The sequence below is a fragment of the Paenibacillus nanensis genome (assembly GCF_003583765.1).
In the GTDB taxonomy this organism is placed as follows: domain Bacteria; phylum Bacillota; class Bacilli; order Paenibacillales; family Paenibacillaceae; genus Pristimantibacillus; species Pristimantibacillus nanensis.
The window spans coordinates 749887-772839 of the sequence record NZ_QXQA01000001.1 but is presented as its reverse complement, the minus strand read 5'-3'; the positions used below and the strand labels follow the sequence as shown (position 1 = coordinate 772839).

Genomic DNA, 22953 nt, shown 5'->3' with positions numbered 1-22953 from the left:
GATTAGATCGCAGCATCAGCGACACCTACCGTTCAGTTATTGTTAATTATATTATACAACATTAACGCGGTGTCGTCTTAAAATAATTAAACATATGAAAGGCTGTCGAGACTTTCTCGACAGCCTGCGGCTGCCCCAAGGGCAGCCGCTTCGCCTTCCTGCTTACCTGCATTTTTTAAACGGTAAACCGTTTATTCAGCGTGTTCAAATGGTTCGAAATTTCGCGAAGCGACTCCGCAGAAGCAGCCACCTTGTCCATCGCTTTCATTTGCTCGCCGGAGCTCGCGGCGACACTCTGGAAGTGCTGCGCCGCGGTCCGCGATATTTGTTCCATCTCTTCAACAGAAGCAGCCACTTCTTCGGATTCGGCGGACACCTCCTGCGAGGCGGCAGACACTTCCTGCAGCTGCGTGTTCACCTGCTCCAATCTGTCCAAGATGGCATAAAATGCGTCCCCTGCTTCCTTCACACGCGTGAGGCCCGTATTTACCTCCCCAGCGTTGCTCGCCATATCCGCCGCAAGTCGCGCCGTCTGCTCCTGCGTCTTCGCAATAAGCTCCGCAATTTGCACCGCAAATGTCTGAGACTGAACGGCCAGCTTGCGCACTTGCTCCGCAACGACCGCGAACCCCCGCCCGTTCTCGCCGGCATGCGCGGCTTCGATCGCCGCGTTAAGGGCCAGCAGGTTGGTTTGCGCGGCAATATCGGCCATCACGGTCGTAATCTCACCGATCTCATCGGACCTATTTTCAAGCTGCCTCGTTGCTTGAAGCATCGTTCCCGCCGATTCCCCAATCGCTTCCATTCCGGCGACCGCTTGTCCGATCAGCGCTTTCCCCCGGTCCGAATGCTCCATCGTTTCTTCCGCGGCATCCGATACAATCGCTGCCGATTCTGTAATCCGAAGCATGCTTCTCGTCACGCTTTCGACTGCTCTCGTCATGTCGGATGCCCGATTCATTTGAATATTGGCGCCGCTCGACGCTTCCTCAATGCTCGCCGCGATTTGGCTGCTTGCCGCAGACGTCGTTATGGCATGCGACGATACATCCGCCGAGGCCGCGAGCAGCTTCTCCGAGCTTTCGCGCATGCTTCGAATTGCCGACCTTGTATTGATCACGAGCTCCTGGAAAGTGTTCGCAAGCTGTCCGATCTCGTCTTTCCGATGGATGGGAATGTCGACGGTCAAGTCGCCCTCTCTCACCTTCGCCACTCTTGATGTCAATTGCTGCAGCGGCCTCGTCAAATAGCTCGCCAGAGCCATAACAAGCGCGATGCCAACGGCCGCAATGCCGATCGCAACGAAGATCGTCGTTCTCGTATTGTCCTTCATGAGCGCATATACCTGCTCTGCGTTGAAGTCCGCCCCGATGACGCCAATCGGTTGTCCCTTGTCATCCTTAAGCGGAATATAAGCCGTAATCGTGGCGCCGTATTCCTCGTCTTCGGTCAATTCCCCGATGACCGGCAGCCCTTCGGAGAATGCTTGTACCATGCCAGGATATTCGTTCTCTTCCCGGGTTCCGATTGGAGAAAAATCATCTTCCGCCACATCGGCGGGCGCTCCGTCCACCATATAGTAATAATAGGCAGCCCCGTTTTCTTGTCCTTTGCCTAACGTGTACAAATATTTCAATCCGTTCGTTTCCCTCAGCGCGTTCAGCTTTTCCCGCACCTCGCCATAATACTCCGTCTCTCCGCCTTCCGGAGTAAGGCGCGCGTACTTCGCCGGATCAATAAGCTTCGCGGCGTTTTCCGCGACGAGCTGGGCTTGGGCGCCTAACGATTGTTCGACCAGATTCATCGATGAGCGATATATCGTTATCCCGAGTACCGCGACAGCAATAATAATTAAGCATGAGAAAAATAAGACCATTCTTGTCCATAAACGGTTCAACCTGCACTCCACCCTCCAAAAAGTAGAACAAACAAACATTACACTATATTACATGACTCTAGTCCTTTCGCGCTAGATATAATCAGGAAGAACTAGGATAATGACCTCGTAACAGCGGCATACTACCAATAAAAGGAGGCGGGCAGGTTGAATAACGAGACAATCGTAGAGGAATTGAACACGCTCCTGCGGGGGACCTACATGGGCATTCGTTCTTATGAGCACTATATCCAGAAATTGAATGACGGAGAATTGAAGCGGCAGTTTCAAACCATGCAGCAAGAGATTAAGCATAGCGCGCAGACGATCGCCGAACGGATTCAAAATTTGCGCGGCGTGCCGGCCGACGACGAAGGTCTGACAGGCTCTATGCACGCTTTCATGCATAAAATGATGGTCCCCGACGATGCAACAAAAATCATTCAAGACGCGATCAAAGGCAACGACAATTACGGCGTCCAGTATGCGGAAGAGGTCGTGAAGGGCGACCTGGATCCCGAAAGCAAACGCATCGTTGAAGAGGTCATCGATACGAACCGAAGACATGTCGATCAGCTTAAAAACATGCTCCATTAGAAAAAAAAAGCGCGCGAAGCAGTTCTTCCTGCATCCCGCGCGCTTTTTCTGTTTCTTCCGGTTACCCTCTAAATTTCTTCAAAAAGTCTACCGCCAGCCTAATATCGGCTTCCGGATTCGTGCCGACCTCGCGTTCGATCGTCAAATAGCCTTTATAGCCGATATCGTTCAGCGCTTGCAAATAAGCATTCCAATCGACGCTGCCTTCGCCAAGTGGCACTTCCCGGAATGCGGCCCCGGTTTCAGCCATTGTTGCAATATGCTCATGGTTCAGCTCAACCTCGTAGCCGTATTCTCCGTATACGTCGCGCGGATCAATTGGCCCGAGCTTCACCCCGTCCTTCGCATGCGTATGCACAATATAGTCTTTTAACGTATAGACGCCTTGAACAGGATCATCTCCCGTTACCATCACCATATTCGCCGGGTCAAAGTTAACCGAGACGCCCCTTGAGCCAAGACCGTCCAGGAACGACTTCAAATGCGCCGCCGTCTCCGGTCCCGTCTCGATCGCGAAGAATGCGCCCATCCCGTTAGCGAAATTGCTGAGCTCCTCGCATGCGGTATGCATCGTTGCATAGATACGGCTGTTGCGGTCCGCCGGAACGATACCGATATGCGTCGTCACGATATTGGTGCCGAGCTCCATGCCCAGCTCCATAATCCGCTTCGATTTTTCGATCTTTTCTTTATTCTGAGCGGGATCCTGGAAGCCGTGTCCGCCAAGGTCGCCGACCAGCGCGGAGATTTCAAGGCCGAGCGAATCGATATAAGATTTGAGTTCCTTCCTTGCAGCCCCCGATAAGTTAGCGGGATCCATCTCGCCGCTGACCGCATAAATTTGCACGCCGTCAGCTCCAACCTCTTTCGCTTTAAGCAAACCTTCTTTTACTCCCACTTGGAAGCTGTCGACGATGACGCCAATTTTGTTCGTCATAATTGGAGATGCCATATGAATCGCTCCTCGCTTCTTTTATTTAAAGGTCAGCCCATAGCTGCTTCACGTAATTAAAGCCCATCTTCGTGCCGGTTAGGCAATCCTCCATGCCCTCGAATTCGATGGATATATAACCGTCGTATCCGCTCTCTTTAATAATTCGCAGCACATGCGGCATGTTGATATCCCCTTGGCCTACGATCGCGCCGCGCAGGTAGTTGCCGCTCGACGATTTGAACCAGCCTTCACCTGGATTACGGTAGGATGGACGGGTGTAGAAGTCCTTCACATGGACCATCGAGGCCAGCTTCACGTTATTCGCTACTGCTGAAGCAGGATTCTCATCTACGCACAGGAAGTTGCCGACGTCCAGCGTCGTGCGGAAGTTGTCGCGGTCGACCGCATTGACCAGCGCCTGTACGCGGTCGCTGTGCTGAATGAAGTAGCCGTGGTTCTCCACGCTTGTTGTAATGCCGAAGGTTTTCGCATAATCGGCAATCTCGCGGCAAGCCTCCGCCAGCCGGGGGAGCTCGGAGAGGAAGTTCCCGATGGACAAGTCTTTAGAAGATGCCACGTCATGCCGCATGCGAGTAATGCCAAGCGCAGCGCAGGCGTCAACTTCGCGCTTCACGCGCTCCACTTCCTGCTTGTACGCATCGCCTTCCAGTCCCGCAAAGTTTGCGCCGATCGCGTAATTGGACAGCTCGATCCCGCCCGCTTTTGCGGCATTCCGAATCGAAGCGATCAACGACGGATCCTCGATCAGCGAGAAGCCAAGCGGCACAATCTCCGCATGCTCCGCTCCGATGCTTGCGATATAGTCGATGACGCCAGTCAACGTCAGCTCGCCTTTGGAAAACGCCTTATGAAGACTATATGTGCTTACGCCCAATTTCATAGCTTCACCTCTTCGCCTTTGGCGGCGGATTCATAAATGCCGCACAGCATCTTCATCACTTCTACGCCGTCCGCGACCGGAGAGATCGGGCTCGTTCCATTTTGAATATTTCCAATAAAATGATCGATCTCGTTCTGGAAGGCGCTCTCGAAATGGAAGCCTTTATGGTCCGTCTGCGGATGGATGTTAACGATCGTATTGTTCTTCTCCGAAACGATAACGGTTTCCGGATCGATCTCCATGCCGCCTTTGTCGCCGTACAGTCTGACGAACATTTCATCCTTTTTCGCGTGCAGCGTAAAGCTGACGTCGACCAGCAGCGAAGCGCCGTTTTCGAATCGGATTAGCGCGTTCGCCATATCTTCAATCGTATTTTTGGACGCGTCGTAATCTGCCGCTTTATAGAAGGAGAGATTTTGAATATTGGCGCGGTTGCCCAGCTTGCGGTAGGTATTCGCGCTGACGGATACCGGCTTTGGACGGCCCATCATGTACCAGCTCAGGTCAATGACGTGGACGCCGATATCGATTAGCGGACCGCCGCCGGAACGCTCGATATCCGAGAACCAGCCGCCCGGGTTGCCCAATCTGCGGATGGCGGTAGCTTTCGCGTAATAAATGTCGCCGAATTCGCCTTGATCTGCCAGCGATTTGAGAAGCTGCGCATTTGTGTCGTAGCGGCGTACGAAGCCTACCTGCAGGATTTTGCCCGATTCCTCAACTGCGCGCTGCACATTCAGCGCTTCCTCCACCGTACGGCACAGCGGCTTTTCCACCAGCACATGCTTGCCCGCCTGCACCGCGGCAATGCTGATTTCCGCATGGGTGTTGTTCCAGGTGCAAATGCTGACGGCGTCGATATTCGGATCTGCGAGGAGCTCGCGGTAATCCGTGTATACCTTTTCCGCTCCATACTTGTCCGCCGCCGCTCGCGCGCGCTCCTCGTTCAGATCGCATACGGCATAGATGTTCGCGTCAGGGTTGTTTTTGTAAGCGTTAAGATGTAAAGATGAGATCGAACCGTTGCCGATAACGCCGATTTGGACAATTGCCATAACCAATCTCTCCTTGTCGATTCCGTTAGTGTAAAGATCAATTGTAAACCTTTGCATGTATACACTTCCGTATTATAATGAAATTGATTTTGGACGCCATGCAAAGGTGTGCGGTTTGTTTGTACAAATGTGCTGTGGTGAGAAGGAGCGAAGCCCTAATGACGATCGATTACAAGACGCTGCATGAAACGATGAGCATGCCGAACCCCCACTTTCCGATCAAGGTCCATCGGACTGTCTTCAACCAAGCCGGCATCGTTCTGTTCCCGCATCATTGGCATGAGCATTTGGAATTTCTGTTCGTCGAATCGGGAGAAGCTATCTTCGAATGCGGATCAACTCCAATACACGCGAAGCCCGGCGATTTGATCGTCGTGAACAGCAATGAGCTCCATTATGGCGTCAGCGTCACCTCGGAGCTCGTCTACTATGTTTGTATTGCCGATATGTCTTTGCTTCACAGCGGCTCGGTAGACGCTGCCGAAACAAAGTTTATTGCGCCCATTTCCCAAAACCGCCTGCTGCTTCGCAATCTCATTAGAGGCGACCAGAAGACCATCGCCTGCATGCATGACCTGATCGGCGAGCTCGAGCGGCGCGATTTCGGCTATGAGCTGGCGATCAAATCCGAGCTGTATCGGCTAATGACGCTGCTGCTCCGCGGACATGTCGCCACTGTCCTGACCAAAGACGAATACGCGGAACGGATGAAAAACGTCGAGCGCTTTGAGCCGGTATTCCGCTACATCGCCGAGCACTATATGGAGGAGCTGTCCGTTGACCTGCTGTGCGGTATCGCGGGCTTAAGCCGCTACCACTTCAGCCGGCTGTTCAAAGAGCTGACGGGCCGCACCGTTACCGAATATGTTACGGCGGCGCGTCTCGATAAAGCGGATCACCTGCTGCGCAATACCCCGCTGACCGTCACCGAGGTCGCGGCCGCATCGGGCTTCAACGACATCTACTATTTCAGCCGGACGTTCAAAAAGCATAAAAAGATTTCCCCTTCGCAGCTGAGGACGTAGCAATTCGGCAGCAGCCCCAGCGTCGCGGTCTGAGGCAACGTCGAAAATAGCGATTACTGGTGACCTGCGGACGGGCGCGCGGGGCAATAACGGCGAAAATAGCGGTTACCAGTGACCGACAGACGGGCGTGCGAGGCAGTAACGGCGAAAATAGCGGTTACTGCTGACCGGCTGACTGGCGCGCGGGGCAATAACGGCGAAAATAGCGGTTACCAGTGACCGACAGACGGGCGCGCGGGGCAATAACGGCGAAAATAGCGGTTACTGCTGACCAGCGGACGGGCGCGCGGGGCAATAACGGCGAAAATAGCGGTTACTGCTGACCGGCTGACTGGTGCGCGAGGCAATAACGGCGAAAATAGCGGTTACCAGTGGCCGACAGACGGACGTGCGAGGCAATAACGGCGAAAATAGCGGTTACTGGCGATGAGCGGACAGTCGCTCGACCCAATAACGTCGAAAAACACGGTTACTCCTAAACCACAGACTGTGTGCAACGTGTTCCCCGGAAGACGGGGAGCCTATAGCAAAGAAAAAACACCCCTTGGAATAACGATTCCAAGGGGTGTTCCACGAATTCAGGCTATCAGCATGCTCTGTTCTATGCGTTATAAAATTTCTCAAGCTCCCGCACGACATCCTCCAGCTTGCCTTCCACATGAACCTGACGCTGCGGCTTATCGAACAAAGCCGTAATTTCCGCAGGGAACGACTGCTCGATGCCGCACAGACGGATCGCCTCATCGAACTTCGCCGGATGGGCAGTCGCCAGCGAGACGGTAACTTCGCCCTCATCCGCGCATTGCTGAACCGCCGCAACGCCGCAAGCGGTATGCGGATCAAGCAGATAGCCGTATTTCGTCTGGAAATCGGAAATCGTGTCCAAGCATTCCTGACCGTCTACGCCATGTGCCGCAAACTCGGCCTGCACTTTACGAAGCGCTTCCTCGGAGATCGAAATTTCACCCTCCGATTTGAACTGTGCCATCAGGCGCTCGACCAACGCCGCGTCCTCGTCCAGCACGTAATACAAATACCGCTCGAAATTGCTCGCAACCTGAATATCCATGGACGGGCTATACGTAATCCGGAAGTCGCCCGGCATGTATACGCCCTCTTGAATGAAACGCTCCAGGATATTGTTTTCATTCGTGGCGAGAATCAGCTTGCCTACCGGCAGACCCATGCGCTTCGCCAGATAGCCTGCAAAAATATCGCCGAAGTTGCCCGTCGGCACGCTGAAATTAACTTTGCCGATCTTGCCGCCGTTTGCTTTCGCCACTTGGAAGTACGCGTAGAAGTAGTAAACGGTCTGCGCCAATATACGGACGAAGTTGATCGAGTTGATGGCAGCCAGATGGTTCGCCGACTTGAAGTCCAGATCCGCGAACAGCTCTTTGATCATGCGCTGGCAATCGTCGAAATTGCCGTCGACCGACAGGTTGAGCACATTGTCGTCCTGAACGGTCGTCATTTGCAGCTCCTGCACCTTGCTGACCTTGCCCGTCGGGAACAAAATGCAGATTTTGATGCCGTCTTTGCCTCTGACGCCCTGAATGGCCGAAGCGCCTGTATCGCCGGAGGTCGCACCCAAAATATGAATTTTTACGCCGCGCTTCTCGGCCACGTAGGAATAGAATTGTCCGATAAATTGCAGAGCGATATCTTTGAACGCAAACGTTGGTCCATGGAACAGCTCCAGCAGGTAAAGCTCGTCATTAATGCGCCGTACCGGCGTCACTTCAGGATCGCGGAAGGTCGAGTAGCTCGCTTGGACCATCGCCCGCAATTCTTCCTCCGGGATTTCGCCGTTCGTAAAGTAGGAAAATATCTCCATAACAAGCTCCTGGTAGCTAAGCTCCTGCCAAGCCTTCAGCGTCTCCTCCGGCAGCTGCGGAATGGTGTCCGGCACAAGCAGACCTCCGTCATCCGCGAGCCCCATCATAAAAGCGTCGATAAATCCGATATTGCTAACCTTGCCCCTTGTGCTTTTGTACTTCATCCGTCGTTCCTCCTATTTGCCACCGCAATGCTCATGGAATAGCTCTTTTATGCATTTTAACACTGTTCCGTGCGAAAATCGAATACCTATTTTGAAAAGTGCCGCTATTTCCGGAATAGCCGCTAACAATTGTTTCCATCCGCGCTGCTGCAACATTAAGATGCGCACATTCGTTTGTACCTGTGAGAAATGCCAAACGATAAAAGTCACCGAGGAGATGATGAACACTTATGAAAAAACGCGTTATGCAGCTATTGATGGTCGTCGCGATGGGCTTAGCCTTAACGGCCTGCGGAGCGGATAATAAGTCAAATAACAGCGATGCCAATACGGGCTCAAATGTATCGGAAAGCGGCAATGCCGACACAGGCGCTGGAGGAGAACAAAATAGCGGAAACAGCGCGGGCGGAACGAATGAAGACGGCGCAGGTGCGAATGAAGGCTCAGCGAATGGAAGCTCCGATAGCGGCGCAGCGAATGACGAAGGGGCCGCAGCCGAAGAGGGCTCCACGCAAGCCATTGCGGACGCGATCCTCGCCAAGTTCGAGCAGCCTTCCCAGATGAAGCTTGAGGGCGATATGGTGAAGGATATGTATCATTTGGACCCTGCTCTGCTGGAGGATTATACGATCATGACGCCGCTCATGAATATAAAGACGAATGAGCTGGCCGTACTGAAGGTGAAGGACGCCAAAGATCTTGAAGCCGTGCAGGAAGGTGTCAAGCAGCGTGCGGCCGACGTGCAGAAGGTTTTCGAAACCTATCTGCAGGATCAATACGAAAACGCCAAAAATTACAAGCTTGTCGTCAAAGGCAGCTACGTGCTGTTCGTCATTTCGGAAAACGCGGACGATATGGCTGCCGAATTTGAAGCTCTTGTGAAGTAGCGCAGCCAATGGTATTCAGCAGTCTCTTTTTCCTGTTTGTTTTTTTGCCGGCCGTCCTGCTGCTTTATTTCATTTCGCCGCGCCGGCTCAAAAATGCGATTTTGCTCGCGGCAAGCCTTATTTTCTACGCATGGGGCGAGCCCGTCTATATCGCGCTCATGCTGCTGTCGACGGCGGCCGACTATGGCTTCGGGCTGCTGCTGGAGCATCCGAAGCTGGGACAAGCGCGCCGCAAAGCGGTGCTTATCGCATCCATTACGGTCAACTTGGCGGTGCTCGGTTATTTCAAATATGCCGACTTTTTGATCGGGAGCCTAAACGGATTGCTGGGAACGGATATTCCGCTGACGGAGCTCCCGCTTCCGATCGGGGTATCGTTCTACACGTTCCAATCGATGTCCTACATCATTGACGTGTACCGCCGGGAGGCGAAGGCGCAGCGCAATTGGATCGACTTCGCGGCGTTCGTGGCGCTGTTTCCGCAGCTGGTGGCAGGGCCGATTGTCCGGTACAATACGATCGCGGAAGAGCTTCGCCACCGTATCGTCAATAACGAAATGTTTGCGGAGGGCGTACGCCGCTTTACGGTCGGTCTCGCCAAAAAGGTGCTGCTCGCCAACAATATCGGCCTCGTCTGGAACAGCGTCTCCGCCGAGCACGCGGCATCCCTACCCGCGCTAACCGCTTGGATAGGGATAATCGCCTTCGCGTTCCAAATTTATTTCGACTTCAGCGGTTATTCCGATATGGCGATCGGACTCGGCCTTATGTTCGGCTTCCGCTTTAACGAAAATTTCAATAAGCCTTATACGGCTCAAAGCGTCACCGATTTTTGGCGGCGCTGGCATATATCGCTCGGCACCTGGTTTCGGGAATATGTCTACATTCCGCTCGGCGGCAACCGGCGCGGACTTGCGGTACAGCTTCGCAACATCGTGATCGTATGGTCGCTTACGGGCATTTGGCATGGGGCCAGCTGGAACTTCCTTTTGTGGGGGATCTATTTCGCCGTCATCCTTATTGTGGAGAAATGGTTTTTGCTCGGGCTGCTGCAGCGTCTGCCTGGCTGGGTTCGCCACGGCTACGCTTTGCTCCTCATTCTGTTCGGCTGGGTATTCTTTGCGATAGAGGAGCTCCCGAATATCGGCGGTTATTTCGCGGCTATGTTCGGCGCAAACGGGGAGTCCTTGTTCGACAGCCATTCCTTGTACCTGCTGTATACGAATGCGGTTCTGCTCGCCGTTCTCGTCGCCGCGTCCCTGCAAAAACCGAAACGAGCGGTTGTTCCTTCCGGAGCCGCGCTTGTCTGGCACGGGCTGCTGTTCCTGATGTCCATCGCGTATTTGGTCGATGCGACGTTTAATCCGTTTTTGTATTTCCGCTTTTAGAACAAGAGGTGCCTGCTAACGATGAACAAAACAATAGACCGCTTGTACGTCTGGGGCTTTCTCACCCTGCTTGGCGCTATGTCTCTCTTCTTTTTCATGCTGCCTAACGAAACTTTTTCCGAAAACGAGAACCGCAGCTTGCAGGAAGCGCCGAAGCTGACCTGGGACAATGTCTGGTCGAAGCGGTTCGCGGACGAAGCGGAGCTCTATGTAACGGATCACTTCCCGTTCCGCCCAAGCTGGATTGCCGCTAAATCCGTCATGGAACAGCTTCGGCTGCAAAAAGAAAACAACGGCATCTATTACGGCAAGGACGGCTTCCTGTTTGAAAAATTCGGGGAGCCGGATTACGCGGAGCTGGAGGAATACACGGATGCGATGAAGCAATTGGCGGCTAACCGCCCGGGAGCCGATATTCGCTTCCTCCTGTCGCCTAATTCCGTCGGCATCTATCCGGAGAAGCTGCCATGGCTCGCTACGGTATACCCGCAGCGTCAGGTTCATCAATATATAGAAGAAAAGGTTAGAGATCAAATAGGGTTCCTGAACGGATTTGATTTTTTGAAGCCTGACGACAGCGGTAAAGACCTGTTCTACCGTACCGATCACCATTGGACTACTTACGGCGCTTATCTGGCCTACCGCGCCTATGCCGAAACGATGGGCTGGGAGCCGCTCGCCGAGGACGCTTTCAACATCCGCACCGTGACGGATTCGTTCCTCGGCAGCTACCATACGCGCGGCCAGTTCGGAACGGCCCAGCCGGATTCCGTCCAAGTCTACGAACCGAAGCAGCCGGTCGAGACCGAAATGTATATCGCAGATACGGATGAGACGCGAAACCGCATATATGACGACAGCTTCTTGGAGAAGAAAGATAAATATTCCTACTTCCAAGGCGGCGTCCACGCGCTAGTTATATTAAAAAGCCGGCTCGCAGCCGGGCAGGCCGACTTGGAGAAGCTGCTGCTCATCAAAGATTCCTACGCGCACAGCATGGTTCCCTTTCTAACGAATCATGTGCGGGAGATCCATATGATCGATATCCGTTATTATAACGGCAGCATCAGCGATTATATGGAACAGAACGGTATCGACAATGCGCTGCTGCTGTTTAATACCTCCACCTTCGTGGAGGAAAGAGGACTGCTGAAGCTGAAATACTAAAAAAAGCAGCCGGGAGCTAAAACAGCTCCAGCTGCTCAGGGCCGGACGGAAGGGGGGCAAGCGGCTCCCCGCCGTCCGGCTTTTTCTGTCCGAGCATCGCCATCATCGTCTTGGCGTTGCCCGCGGCATGTCCGCCCGAATTATTGTTGAAAATGACGGCAATCTCCTTGCTTTTCTCCTGAAGCTGCTCCAGCTTCGCCTTCCACTCCAGCAGCTCCTCATCGGAGTACTGATATAAATAACGAACCTCGCGCCAATTCGGTCCCCCGCCATTGTTCCAATTCGCCGCATTCCTCCCGTGAAAGCGCACGATGGTAGTCTCCGCGTCCGTCACTTCAAGGACGGTCGGAATGCTGCCGATGCCCGCCTGCGGCTCGTCGCAGACGCTGTGAATCCAGCCCTCCTCCCGCATGAACTGCAGCGTTCTCTCGCCCATGCCGCCGTCGAACCAGCTCTGATGCCTGAATTCGAGCGCGCATGGAATGCCCGCCATTCTGCGCTTCATGTCGCGAAGCTCCTTCACATTGCGGCTCGTGCAATCGAACCAAGGCGGATATTGAAACAGGGCTGCGGTCAACCGGCCGCTCTCGACCGCCGGCTCCAGCATCCGCCGGAACGCCTCGGCCATTGCCTCCGGATCATTGGCGGCGGCGGCCGGACCGCGCTGATGCCCGGTCATCCCCTGATAAGCCTTCACGACAAACCGCAGGCTCGCCGGCGACCCGCTCACCCATGCGGCGAACCGCTCCTTCGGTTGTATGGCGTAAAAGGTACTGTCCACCTCGACGACTGGAAAGTGGCTGCCGTATACCTTCAGCTTGTCACCCGGCTTCGTCCCGGACGGATATAACGAGTCGTGATCTCCCCAGCCCGCAAGCCCAATGGAGATTCCCATTTCGATGTCCTCCTGGTCATAACGTTATTAGCTTCATGATGCCTGAAGGCGGCCGTCATTTCAAGCGGACTCGTCTTGCTTGTTCATCGGCAGAAGGATGCGTACGGTCGTCCCGCCTCCATAGACGCTGCCAATAGAGACGCCATACTCCTGGCCGTAATACAGCTTAATTCGTTCATCGACATTGCGAATGCCGTATCCTCCGGCTCTTTTCGGTTCTCCCGACCATATCTGCTTAAGCGTGTCCGGCTTCATTCCGATGCCGTCGTCCACGATCCGGAAATCAAGCATGCCGTCCCGCGCGCGGGCGCTGACTTTAATTTGAATCGTCGGCTGATAAAGCGCATGCTCCAGCACATTCTCGATGAACGGCTGCAAAATGAGCTTAACCGTCTTATAGCCATACACCTCGGCGCCGATATCGTAGAAGACGTCGAGCCTGCTGCCGTATTTAATTTTTTGGATCGCGATATACGCCTGGGCCTGCTCGATTTCCAGCTGCGCCGGAATGATCATCTTGCCGTTATTGAGCGTAAGACGATAGAACTTCGCGAGCCCCATCACCATCTGGTCCAGCCTCTCGATTTCCCCGAGCTTGCCGAGCCGGCTGATCGACGACAGCGTGTTATAAAGGAAATGCGGATTGATCTGCGCCTGCAGCGCCTTCAGCTCCGCTCCCTTTTTTTCCATCTGCACCACATACACCTCTTTGATCAGCGTATTGATGTAGCCGCCCATCTCGTTAAACGCTTCCGCGATATAATAAAACTCGTCATTGCCGCTATATTGAATTCGCTTATTGAACCTTCCTTCCCGGAAGGCGTTCAGCGAATGAATAATCTTCGTGATCCGCACGGTCAAAAACCGTGAAACGATCAGACTTGCCCCCGCAAGCATAATAAAGCTGCCGATGCAGATCAGGACGGTCATCCGCTTCACCTTGCCGAGCTGCTTCTCCATCTGATCGTCCGGAACAAGCGCAACAAGCGTCCAGCCAACGTCCGTAAGCTGCTGCCGCACCGTCAAATGCCCCTTCTCCCACTCCGGCTCCCACTTTGTAAGCAGCGGATACCGTCCCGCATCCGGCGACGATGCGTATATCATTTCGTTCACGCTGTCCAGCACGATGACGGAGCTGCTTTCGCCCAGCTTCTCGTAATGAACGCCGCTAAGCAGCTGGTCGATCTTGGACACGACGCGGATAAAGCCGATCTGCTTCATATCCTCGTAATCGTACATCCGGCGCATCAGAGACAAATTTCCGACCTTGCGGTCCTCCTCTACTTGCATCCAATAAAAGTTTTCGTCGACATCCCCTTCTTTTACGACAGGCAGCGTCTTATACCAATATTTGTCCTCAATCCGGTTTAAATGAAGCAGCTCGAACGTCTCCATCCGGATGAGGGGATCCGTGCCCGGCGGGTGGAGCGCGTACATCTCCGGGAATTGCTCGTTAGTGATGTACAGACGTAGCAGCGCCTTATGCGGCGTAAGATTAACCGCGTTCAACAGCTTAGGCTCCACGGACTTGATCGTCGTATTGTAAATGCCCCAGCCGTTGTTTTTGAGCCGCAAGTCCTCCTGCAGCGCGTAATCCCAGTAGAGCTGGTCTGTCGTCCGGCTGAGCAGCTGAAGCCTGAACTGCACGTTTTCTTTGGTCTGCTGCAAGGTGCCTTCGATCGAGGAGGCGGCTTGCTCCCGGATGGACTGGACCGACGTCGTGTAGGCGTAATAGCCGATGATGACCACGGGAAAAAGCGCCATCAGCAAGTAAGAGGCCATCAGCTTATAGCCAAAAGGCAGCATCGGTTTTTTCTTCACGGGATCAGTCTCTCCTTTGGAAGTTAAACTTGCATGAAAGCATGCGCTATAGGCGCGGTTACAGCTGCTTGCGGTACTCGCCCGGCGTAAGCCCGGTGTAATCCTTGAACTGCTTGCTGAAGTAAGCGAGCGTGCTTGCGCCAACGCGGTCCGCCACCTCGTACACCTTCATTGACGTATCGCTAAGCAGCCGTTTCGCCAGCTCCATCCGCTGCCGGTTCATATAATCGCTGAACAGCTCCCCCGTCTCTTCCTTGAACAGATGGCCCAAATAATTCGGGGAAAAAGAAAACGCCTGCGCGACCTCCTTCAAGGAAAGGCTGTCGCCGAGCCGCTCGTCGATATAGCGCTGAATTTGGCCGATCAGCTTCATATTTTTCCGCCGCTTCTTATTGTGGAGGTGCTCCGAAATTTCAAATATTCTTCGCCGCAGCCACGAATGGATATCGTCAATCGTTTCGAACTGAAACAGACGGTCCATCGTTTGTCCTTCCTTCTGCGTCAGCGAAAACAGGCTTTCGTTCAGCCCGTTCAAATAGGTATCCAGCCGGCTGATGACAAACAAGGAATAATTGCGGACGGCCGATGGATTTTCGATATTTTTCACCTGCTGGAACAGCTCCTCCATCCGGTCCACGATGCCTACCAAGTCGTAGCCCGACATGGCAACAAGCAGCGAATCGACAGTCGATTCGATGTTCAGGGCGCTGTCCTGCGCTTCCGCTCTGGCCTCCGAATAAGCGATGAGCTTGCCTTTGCCTTGGAACATTTTCATCGACAAGGCCTTGCAGGCTTCGGTATAAGAACGGTGAAGATCGTCAAGACTCTGCACTTCGCGGCCTAAGCCGGTCGTCAGCGTAACGGCATATCGCTCATTCATTTCTTCCATAATCCGCTGCAAGCGCGAAGGCTCCGCCGACTCCTCGAGAACGACAGCCAATCTGCGGGGAGACAGCTTGCAATACATCCCGATGCCGGACGATTGACAAAGCTGCGACACCGCGTCGAACAGCCGCGCCGATTGGTCATCCGGCCGATCGGCGTTCCCGTAAGGCAGGCTTCGCCAATCCGGCTCTTCGAGCTCCATCACCGCGGCGCGCAGGCTGCCGGTATGCGGTCCCAGATTGAACTGCTCAATCAGCGTAATGGCCGTGTCGCAGTCCGGCGTTCCTTCTAGGCAGCGCTCCAACAGCTCATTTTTCAAATAGACCATCGATTCCTGAATCGACCGCTCGCGCGTCTTCTGTCCGTTCTCTTCATCAAGAGCCGCCCTCACCGCTTGCAGCGCGCCGATCATTTCATTGTCGTTGACCGGTTTTAGAATGTACCCGCTAGCCTGCATGGACAAGGCTTGCTTCGCATATTGAAAGTCTTCGTAGCCGCTGACGAAGAGCAGCTTAAGGCCGGGATGCAGCTTCTGCGCCTTGCTTGCCAGCTCAAGTCCCGACATGATCGGCATCCGGATATCGGAGACCAGCAGATCGGCTTCGTTTTCCTCCAAATATTTCAGCGCCGTAAAGCCGTCCGGACAAGCCGCCATCACTTCCATTTGAAGCTCCTTCCAAGGCACCAGCTTTTGAATGCCCAGCAGCTCCAGCTCCTCATCATCGACCAACACCACTTTATACATGCCATCACCGTCCTGTTGATTTGTTGCCGAAGGCATCCTGGGAAAGCCCAAGAAGAGGATATACGTCACCGTATATCCTCTTGCTATGGATGCGGATTAGTTTCCGCTCATCTTTGCCAGATTTTCTTGCCAAGCCTTCGTTCGGAACTCCAGCACTTTTTCATAGCCGAGCGCGTTCGTTTGCTCCTTCGCCTCTTCAATCAGGCTCGCCACTTCCGCGTCGCTTTGAGCGAACAGCATTTTGCCGAAGTATTCGGTAGCCAGCTCGTTCACTTGTTGAAGAATAATGCCTTCGTCCGTTTCCGGAGCCGGATCGATATTGTTGAACTGCGTATTGTTATACGACGTTTTCCAAGAAACGTTCAGCTGGGCGACGGCCCCCCAGTTGCGCTGCTCCTCAGGGAGATTCGCTTCGATCTTCGATTTGGTCGTATCGACGTAAGTCGCGTTGCCCGCCCATACGTAAGCTTCCAGCTTATCCTTGTCCTTCTCCTCCTGCGGAGTGGAGAACCACTTGTCGTTCGGAATCGGTGCGCCGTCGGCGTCCACTTCATCCCAGTAGCGGCCTTGCGGACCGAAGAACATAATGCGCTGGCCTTCTTCGCCGGTCATCCAATCCAGGTAGGCGAAGATCGCTTCCGGATTTTCAGCGTTCGTTGTAATGACGTTGACATTCCAGCCCAGCGCATTGTAGCCGTTCGGGTACACTTTGTTTTTGTCTACGCCCGGCTTGATCAGAGGCCAGATGAATTCGTATCCCGCATTCGGATCGGCTGCCCGCAAAGCGTTGTGGCCTTCGCGGCCCAGGTTCGTCGCGTTGCCGCCTACGAATACCGCCACGCGGCCCGTCGCCAGCTTCTCCTTCACCTGGTCTTCCTTCTGCGTCAGCGCGTCCTGCGTAATCAGCCCTTCTCGGAACAGCTTGCTCGCGAAGGTCAACGTTTCTTTGTAAGCTTCGTTTTCATAGATTGTAGCAAGCTTATCGTCCTTCGTATACGCTTTCATGTAACTGAATTGGCTTGGATGATCGTTAGCGAAACCGGCGAACATCACCTCTACGCCCTGCGCGCCGCGGCCGACTTCCAGAGGCACAACGTCGGGATACGTTTCCTGCACTTTTTTCAGATAAGCATACAGGTCGTCGAACGTTTCCAGCTTCGGTCTGCCAAGCTCTTCGTAAATCTTTTTGTTGACGAACCAGCCGTCGTTGCCTGTCGGAGCGGAAGTATACCAGTTCGGGAACTGATAAATTTTACCGTCCGGCGATCTGAGCATGTTCAGCGTTTCTTCCCCTGCCCATTTCTTCAGGTTCGGGTATTTCTCGATATAATCGTCGAGCGCGACCAGCGCGCCGGCTTGACGCAGACGCTCTACGTCCGGACCGCGGTCCATCATAATGGCGTCCGGCAATTCTTTGGAGGCAATCATGGTGCTCAGCTTTTGAGCAGCCGCGCCGCCGGATTGAATCGGCTCGACCGTGATGTGAAGATTATCCTGCACCCACTTGCTGTTCGGGCTCGCGCCCCAAGGCTCCGTTGTCCACCAATCGTAATTGACGTAATACGTGAACGTAAACGGCGTTTCCCCAAATTTGAAGCCGTTCGACTCGGTCGCCGATCCGGAATTGCTGCTGCCCGTGTTGGTTTCGCCAGCGTTCGTGCTGCCGCCGGAATTATTGCTGCCCGAGCAGCCGCTCAAAGCGAGCGCGCCGGCCAGAGCTAGCGTGAACACCCCGGACAAAAGCTTCTTTGTCTTTTTCATCCTGTACTTGCCTCCCCTATTTTCGTTCAAATCTATATTCATCCCCGCCGCCTGTAAAGTCCGCTTTTGATCATGAAGTGTAACTGGACGTCTATTCGACATCGAATATCTCATATACCCACGAAAGTGAAGTGAAGCTTCGATGTAAATTCCGATTACTTTCGCGGGGCCCGGTTTTTAGCCGGAATGAATAAGTGAACTTTTGAATCTGCAGCGAGGAAGGAATATCTTGCTTACTCTTTCAGCGAGCCGACTAGGACGCCTTTGACGAAGAAGCGCTGCACGAACGGGTACACCAGAATAATCGGCAGCGTCGCGACCATCATCGTCGCCATCGTCAGCGACTTGGTCGTCACGCTTTGCATGCGGCTCATCGCGTCCGCCGCGGCGGCGTTGCCTTTGGTCGCCATTGTCAGCTGCTCCGTCATAATGTTCGAGTTCATAATTTGCTGGAGCATCGTCTGAATCGGGAATAGATCCGCCTTATCGATATAAATCGTTGCCGTAAACCAATCGTTCCAGTGGTAGACGGCCGTGAACAGCGATAAGGTCGCGATAACCGGCCCCGACAGCGGAAGCACGATCCGGAAAAAGACGCCGAAGGGGCTGCAGCCGTCAATTCGGGCCGATTCCTCCAGCCCGTTCGGCAGTCCCATAAAGAACGTCCGGAATATGATCATGTTGTAAACGCTGATGATGGTCGGGATAACGAGCACCCAGAACGTATTCATCAATCCCAGCTCCATGTTGACAAGGAAAGAGGGGATGAGCCCTCCGCTGAAATACATCGTGATAACGGCGAACACCATGTAGAACTTTTTGAATACGACGCCTTTCATCGACATGCCGTACGCGAACAGAGCCGTGAACAGAATGGACAGGAACGTCCCGACAATCGTTCGAAGCACCGATACGCCGAACGCCTTCACAATCCGCGTATCCTGCAGCACGATCTCGTAATTGTCCAGCGTGAATACTCTAGGCCAGAACGTAATGCCGCCTTTGGCCGTATCGATGCCGAGGTTAAACGAGATGACCGCGGAGTTCCAGAATGGGTACAAGGTGACAAACCCCAGAATGGTCAGAAGGATATAGATGATAACATGCAGCGTTTTGTCGCCTCTGCTCAGCTTCATAAGGTCTCACCGCTTTTCTGTATAATGATCGTCTGCCCTACCATAGACTCGTACCCGCTCTCCGCGCCAAATAATTGGCCATTGTCAGCAGTCCGACGCTTATAACCGCTTTGAATAGGCCAACCGCCGCCGCGTAGGAATATCGTCTGTTGATGATGCCCACCCGGTAAGAGTACGTGTCGATCACATCCGCCACGTCCCGCAGCATGGCGCTGTTCCCCAGCAGAAGCAGGTCGTCGAAGCCCGCGTTCAGCAGGCTGCCGATATTCAAGATGAGGAATATGATAACGACCGGCATGATCGAAGGCAGCGTAATGAGAAAGATTTGCTTCCATTTGCTCGCCCCGTCAAGAGAAGCCGCTTCGTACATGCTTTGGTCGACGCCCGCGATCGCCGCAAGATAGACGATCGTCGCAAAGCCGACCTCCTTCCACACATTCGTGGTCACGATAATGCCCCAGAAATATTCCGGCAGCGACAAGAAGTTAATCGGTTTGTCGATGAGATTCAGCTTCTCGAGCATGATGTTGAGGCTTCCGTTATCCACGGACAGCATCGAGATGACAAAGCCCGAAACAATGACCCAGGACAGGAAGTGAGGCAAGTAGCTGATCGTCTGGATGACGCGCTTGAACAGCATATTTTTCACTTCGTTCAGCATGAGCGCGAGAATGATCGGCGCCGGGAAGCCGATCACAAGCTTAAGCAAGCTGATGACGATCGTATTGCGGATGACCCGAAAAAAATCGGGGGAGTTAAAAAACATCTCGAAATGCTTGGTGCCTACCCAATCGCTTGCGAAAAACCCTTTAAACAAGTTGTAATCCTGAAACGCCATCAGAACGCCGTACATTGGCAAATAATTAAATATGAGAATTAATGCCAACGCTGGCAAAATCATGACCTGTACTTGCCATTGCATGATGAAACGCTTCCATAACGGCTTTCCCTTATGGGAGACCGCGACGCTTGACGCCGTATCTGGTGCTGTAACTCCGCTATCCATCCCGAATCTCCTCCTGCTCCCATGTAAGATAAGCCTATTGTAAGATGACGTCTAAGCCGATTCTACTCCCGTTTTCAACGAAAAGTATCGAAATTCAACGACAAGGAATAATGGCATAACGAACTTTTTATTTTCCACTTACTGGGATATAGCTTCGTTTGACACTTCAACGTAATCAACGTAAAATAAAGCTGCTTCATCATTAGCATCTGGTACTAATATCAGGTTCTAGTTAACTGTACGTAAACGGGAGGTACCGAATGAACGGTTTAATGGGTAATAAAACGGTTGTCGTAATGGGAGTCGCTAACGAAAGAAGCATAGCTTGGGGCATCGCGAAGGCGCTCCACCGCGAAGGCGCAAAGCTTATTTTCACTTACCGCAAAGAACGCTCCGCCCAAAAGCTGCGGCAGCTCTTGGAGCAGGCGGGAATTGAGCCGCTTCTATGCGTGTCCTGCGATGCTTCCGACGATGCGAGCATCGAAGCGGCGTTCAACGAAATCGGAGCACGCGCCGGAGTCCTACACGGCCTCGTGCATTCCATCGCATTCGCCGATAAGGAGAACCTGAAGGGCGAATACGTCGAAACCGGCCGCGACGGCTATTTGCTCGCACAGCAATCAAGCGCCTATTCGCTGGTCGCCGTCGCGAGAGAAGCCCGCAAATGGATGACGGAGGGCGGCAGCATCGTTACCCAGTCCTATATCGGCGCGGAACGGGTCGTCAAAAACTACAATGTCATGGGCGTAGCAAAAGCCGCGCTCGAAGCGAGCGTCCGGTACTTGGCCGAAGACCTCGGCAAATACGGCATCCGCGTCAACACGGTTTCGGCCGGGCCGATCCGAACGCTGGCGGCCAAAGGCGTATCCGGATTTAACGACATCATGTCGGCTATTGAGGAGAAAGCTCCTTTGCGGCGCAATATCGACCAGGACGAGGTCGGGGACGCGACTCTGTTCCTTCTCAGTCATTTGTCCAGAGGCGTCACCGGCGAAGTGCTGCATGTGGATGCCGGCTACCACATCATGGGGATGTAACAGAAAGGACGGCAAGCGCTGCTGCACGCGGCGCAAGTCGTCCTTTTTTCTCGGATTCGCATCCGGTCAGCCTTTTACCGCCCCCGCCGTAATTCCGCGCGACATTTGCTCCGTAAACAGCAAATACATGATGACCGTCGGCAGCGCGATCATCGTCATGACGGCGAACTGCGCTCCATAGTTGGACGAATATTGCCCCGCGAATTTCATAATCGAAAACGGCAGCGTCTTGAACGTTTCGCTCGTCAGGAATGTATTCGCCATAATAAACTCGTTCCACCAGCTGATGAAGTTCATAATGCATACCGTCGCCAGCGCCGGCTTCGTCATCGGCATAAGAATACGGAAAATAACGCCGTAGACGGAGCAGCCGTCCATAACGGCGGATTCTTCAATACTTCTCGGAATCGTCTCCATGAATCCGGAAATGATGAGCGTGCTGATCGGCAAAGAAAAAGCGATGTAAGGCAAAATAAGTGCAAGCGGATTATCGAGAAGCTTAATCCAGTCGAACAGGATAAAGTTCGGCAAAAGCGTCGCGTGAATGGGCACGATCATCCCGAGCATAATAACCGCCATAAAAACGCCCCTTAGCCTCCACTCCATTCTCGTAAACGCATAACCCAGCATCAGCGACAAGACGGCCGCGGCTAGTATAGCCGCGATCGTAATAAACGCGCTGTTCCACAGATACTTCGGCACGCTGCCGTAAGTGAACGCGCTAATATAGTTGTTCCACTCAGGCGTCTGCGGCCACTTCAAAATGCCGCTCCCGAAAAACTCCCCGCTTTTTAAAAACGAGTAATTGATCAGCCAAATTAGCGGAAACAGCTGCAGCAGGGCAACCATCCATAGAACGGTTTGCAGCAACCCTTTTCTAAGCACAATGCTTCACTCTCCTCTCGTTAAAATTCGCCTACGTCTTTTTTAAAGACGCGGTTCATCATGACCGTCATGATCAGGCAGACGATAACGAATATAACGGAGATCGCGTTGCCGTACCCGTATAACGAAGAACTAAAAGCCGTTTTGTACAAATAGTTCCCGATGAACTGCGTCGTATTAAGCGGACCGCCGTTCGTCATGAGGAAAATCGTCTCCATTTGCTTCAAGCAGGCCGTCACCGCAATAACGACGGCGACCCGGACCATTGGCGTCAGCAGAGGAATAACAACCTTGGTATACAGCTTCATTCGGCCGGCTCCATCCAGCTCCGCCGCCTCGTACAGATCCTTCGGGATGCCCTGCAGTCCCGCGTAGTAGAGCAGCAGCGCATAGCCGAAGCCCTGCCACATAATAACGAATATGACGCACCATATCGCCAGGCTCGGATCGCCAAGCCAATCCTGCTTTAAGCTTTCGAGACCGACGGCTGTCAGCAGCTTATTCAGAACGCCGTAATTCGGATGGAAGACGCTCACCCACATCTTCGAGGTGACGACAATGGAAATGACGGCCGGTATAAAAAACACAGTGCGAAACAGCTTTTCAAACCTGCCTGCATGGGTTACAAAAATGGAGAACAGCAAAGCGATCGGATGCTGAATGAGCAGCGTAGCGGCCAGCAGCAGCAGCGCATTAAGCAAAGAGCGCCAGAACACGCCGTCGCGGGTTAAAATCTCGATATAATTGTCCAGACCGATAAACTGATAATCGCCGATGCCCCGCCAGTCCGTCATTCCGTAATAAGCGCTCATCGCAATCGGAAAACAAACCATAAACAGGAACAGGAGCAATCCCGGCGCCACCAGGACAAAAATCGTCATTCGGTTGCTTAACAGCTTGTGCATCTCTCTACTCCTTCCGGCTTCTTGAAAAGAAGGAGCAGCGGTGTA

At 53.4% G+C, this 22953-nt stretch carries 19 protein-coding genes; 6 read left to right on the top strand and 13 right to left on the bottom strand.

The window, feature by feature from the left end:
* Nucleotides 1–175: 175 nt before the first annotated feature.
* The gene (locus D3P08_RS03240) at nucleotides 176–1897 is read right to left on the bottom strand and encodes a methyl-accepting chemotaxis protein (protein ID WP_162848344.1); all 1722 of its coding nucleotides are present in this window, start codon (nucleotides 1895–1897) and stop codon (nucleotides 176–178) included.
* A gap of 147 nt (nucleotides 1898–2044) precedes the next feature.
* Here D3P08_RS03240 and D3P08_RS03235 point away from each other — a divergent pair, with 147 nt between their 5' ends.
* Nucleotides 2045–2473 (top strand): DUF2383 domain-containing protein, encoded by a 429-nt coding sequence (locus D3P08_RS03235; RefSeq protein ID WP_119597957.1) that lies wholly within the window; start codon nucleotides 2045–2047, stop codon nucleotides 2471–2473.
* 61 nt (nucleotides 2474–2534) lie between these two features.
* On the opposite strand, the gene D3P08_RS03230 is transcribed toward D3P08_RS03235, so the two are convergent.
* The 3 genes from D3P08_RS03230 to D3P08_RS03220 are packed head-to-tail and all read right to left on the bottom strand — an operon-like array spanning nucleotide 2535 to nucleotide 5363.
* Entirely contained in the window at nucleotides 2535–3425 is an 891-nt protein-coding gene (locus D3P08_RS03230; protein ID WP_119597956.1) for a sugar phosphate isomerase/epimerase family protein, read from the bottom strand.
* A 25-nt stretch (nucleotides 3426–3450) separates the two neighbouring features.
* On the bottom strand, nucleotides 3451–4308 hold the full coding sequence (locus D3P08_RS03225; RefSeq protein WP_119597955.1) for a sugar phosphate isomerase/epimerase family protein: 858 nt from the start codon (nucleotides 4306–4308) through the stop codon (nucleotides 3451–3453).
* Complete coding sequence (locus D3P08_RS03220) at nucleotides 4305–5363, bottom strand: Gfo/Idh/MocA family protein (RefSeq protein WP_119597954.1); 1059 nt, start codon at nucleotides 5361–5363, stop codon at nucleotides 4305–4307. The genes D3P08_RS03225 and D3P08_RS03220 overlap by 4 nt, the downstream gene beginning before the upstream one ends.
* Nucleotides 5364–5521: 158 nt before the next feature.
* Between D3P08_RS03220 and D3P08_RS03215 the strand changes: the two genes are divergently transcribed.
* Nucleotides 5522–6388, top strand: coding sequence for a helix-turn-helix domain-containing protein (locus D3P08_RS03215; protein WP_420819007.1), 867 nt, complete (start codon nucleotides 5522–5524; stop codon nucleotides 6386–6388).
* A gap of 601 nt (nucleotides 6389–6989) precedes the next feature.
* Here the strand turns inward: D3P08_RS03215 and thrC are convergent.
* The gene (gene thrC, locus D3P08_RS03210) at nucleotides 6990–8390 is read right to left on the bottom strand and encodes a threonine synthase (RefSeq protein ID WP_119597953.1); all 1401 of its coding nucleotides are present in this window, start codon (nucleotides 8388–8390) and stop codon (nucleotides 6990–6992) included.
* A gap of 230 nt (nucleotides 8391–8620) precedes the next feature.
* Between thrC and D3P08_RS03205 the strand changes: the two genes are divergently transcribed.
* Genes D3P08_RS03205 through D3P08_RS03195 form a run of 3 tightly spaced genes read left to right on the top strand, consistent with a single transcriptional unit; the run spans nucleotide 8621 to nucleotide 11832 of the window.
* Nucleotides 8621–9277 carry a DUF4358 domain-containing protein gene (locus tag D3P08_RS03205; RefSeq protein WP_240647230.1) on the top strand — a complete coding sequence of 219 codons (657 nt, stop codon included), beginning with the start codon at nucleotides 8621–8623 and terminating at the stop codon, nucleotides 9275–9277.
* A gap of 8 nt (nucleotides 9278–9285) precedes the next feature.
* Nucleotides 9286–10665 carry an MBOAT family O-acyltransferase gene (locus tag D3P08_RS03200; protein ID WP_119597952.1) on the top strand — a complete coding sequence of 460 codons (1380 nt, stop codon included), beginning with the start codon at nucleotides 9286–9288 and terminating at the stop codon, nucleotides 10663–10665.
* 21 nt (nucleotides 10666–10686) lie between these two features.
* The gene (locus D3P08_RS03195) at nucleotides 10687–11832 is read left to right on the top strand and encodes a DHHW family protein (protein ID WP_119597951.1); all 1146 of its coding nucleotides are present in this window, start codon (nucleotides 10687–10689) and stop codon (nucleotides 11830–11832) included.
* A 16-nt stretch (nucleotides 11833–11848) separates the two neighbouring features.
* Here D3P08_RS03195 and D3P08_RS03190 read toward each other — a convergent pair whose 3' ends face one another.
* From D3P08_RS03190 to D3P08_RS03165, 6 genes are all read right to left on the bottom strand, one after another.
* On the bottom strand, nucleotides 11849–12727 hold the full coding sequence (locus D3P08_RS03190; RefSeq protein ID WP_119597950.1) for a DUF72 domain-containing protein: 879 nt from the start codon (nucleotides 12725–12727) through the stop codon (nucleotides 11849–11851).
* A gap of 60 nt (nucleotides 12728–12787) precedes the next feature.
* Nucleotides 12788–14548 (bottom strand): sensor histidine kinase, encoded by a 1761-nt coding sequence (locus D3P08_RS03185; protein ID WP_119597949.1) that lies wholly within the window; start codon nucleotides 14546–14548, stop codon nucleotides 12788–12790.
* Nucleotides 14549–14606: 58 nt separating this feature from the next.
* Nucleotides 14607–16178, bottom strand: coding sequence for a response regulator (locus tag D3P08_RS03180; protein ID WP_162848343.1), 1572 nt, complete (start codon nucleotides 16176–16178; stop codon nucleotides 14607–14609).
* Nucleotides 16179–16274: 96 nt separating this feature from the next.
* Nucleotides 16275–17939, bottom strand: a complete 1665-nt coding sequence (locus tag D3P08_RS03175) for an extracellular solute-binding protein (protein ID WP_119597947.1) — start codon at nucleotides 17937–17939, stop codon at nucleotides 16275–16277.
* A 233-nt stretch (nucleotides 17940–18172) separates the two neighbouring features.
* Entirely contained in the window at nucleotides 18173–19075 is a 903-nt protein-coding gene (locus D3P08_RS03170; RefSeq protein WP_119597946.1) for a carbohydrate ABC transporter permease, read from the bottom strand.
* 37 nt (nucleotides 19076–19112) lie between these two features.
* The gene (locus D3P08_RS03165; RefSeq protein ID WP_240647265.1) at nucleotides 19113–19997 is read right to left on the bottom strand and encodes an ABC transporter permease; all 885 of its coding nucleotides are present in this window, start codon (nucleotides 19995–19997) and stop codon (nucleotides 19113–19115) included.
* Between the two features lie 344 nt (nucleotides 19998–20341).
* Here D3P08_RS03165 and fabI point away from each other — a divergent pair, with 344 nt between their 5' ends.
* The gene (fabI, locus tag D3P08_RS03160; RefSeq protein ID WP_119597944.1) at nucleotides 20342–21118 is read left to right on the top strand and encodes an enoyl-ACP reductase FabI; all 777 of its coding nucleotides are present in this window, start codon (nucleotides 20342–20344) and stop codon (nucleotides 21116–21118) included.
* Between the two features lie 66 nt (nucleotides 21119–21184).
* Here fabI and D3P08_RS03155 read toward each other — a convergent pair whose 3' ends face one another.
* Both D3P08_RS03155 and D3P08_RS03150 read right to left on the bottom strand, forming a co-directional pair.
* A complete protein-coding gene (locus tag D3P08_RS03155; RefSeq protein WP_240647227.1) occupies nucleotides 21185–22003 on the bottom strand; it encodes a carbohydrate ABC transporter permease in 819 nt (272 codons plus the stop codon).
* 20 nt (nucleotides 22004–22023) lie between these two features.
* Entirely contained in the window at nucleotides 22024–22908 is an 885-nt protein-coding gene (locus D3P08_RS03150; RefSeq protein ID WP_119597943.1) for a carbohydrate ABC transporter permease, read from the bottom strand.
* Nucleotides 22909–22953 lie beyond the last annotated feature (45 nt).

Coding starts and splice junctions, on each gene's coding strand:
- D3P08_RS03230 (WP_119597956.1), bottom strand. CDS start 3,425: ATGGCATCTCCAATTATGACGAACAAAATTGGCGTCATCGTCGACAGC.
- D3P08_RS03225 (WP_119597955.1), bottom strand. CDS start 4,308: ATGAAATTGGGCGTAAGCACATATAGTCTTCATAAGGCGTTTTCCAAA.
- D3P08_RS03220 (WP_119597954.1), bottom strand. CDS start 5,363: ATGGCAATTGTCCAAATCGGCGTTATCGGCAACGGTTCGATCTCATCT.
- D3P08_RS03215 (WP_420819007.1), top strand. CDS start 5,522: ATGACGATCGATTACAAGACGCTGCATGAAACGATGAGCATGCCGAAC.
- thrC (WP_119597953.1), bottom strand. CDS start 8,390: ATGAAGTACAAAAGCACAAGGGGCAAGGTTAGCAATATCGGATTTATC.
- D3P08_RS03205 (WP_240647230.1), top strand. CDS start 8,621: ATGAAAAAACGCGTTATGCAGCTATTGATGGTCGTCGCGATGGGCTTA.
- D3P08_RS03200 (WP_119597952.1), top strand. CDS start 9,286: ATGGTATTCAGCAGTCTCTTTTTCCTGTTTGTTTTTTTGCCGGCCGTC.
- D3P08_RS03195 (WP_119597951.1), top strand. CDS start 10,687: ATGAACAAAACAATAGACCGCTTGTACGTCTGGGGCTTTCTCACCCTG.
- D3P08_RS03190 (WP_119597950.1), bottom strand. CDS start 12,727: ATGGGAATCTCCATTGGGCTTGCGGGCTGGGGAGATCACGACTCGTTA.
- D3P08_RS03180 (WP_162848343.1), bottom strand. CDS start 16,178: ATGTATAAAGTGGTGTTGGTCGATGATGAGGAGCTGGAGCTGCTGGGC.
- D3P08_RS03175 (WP_119597947.1), bottom strand. CDS start 17,939: ATGAAAAAGACAAAGAAGCTTTTGTCCGGGGTGTTCACGCTAGCTCTG.
- D3P08_RS03170 (WP_119597946.1), bottom strand. CDS start 19,075: ATGAAGCTGAGCAGAGGCGACAAAACGCTGCATGTTATCATCTATATC.
- D3P08_RS03165 (WP_240647265.1), bottom strand. CDS start 19,997: ATGCAATGGCAAGTACAGGTCATGATTTTGCCAGCGTTGGCATTAATT.
- fabI (WP_119597944.1), top strand. CDS start 20,342: ATGAACGGTTTAATGGGTAATAAAACGGTTGTCGTAATGGGAGTCGCT.
- D3P08_RS03150 (WP_119597943.1), bottom strand. CDS start 22,908: ATGCACAAGCTGTTAAGCAACCGAATGACGATTTTTGTCCTGGTGGCG.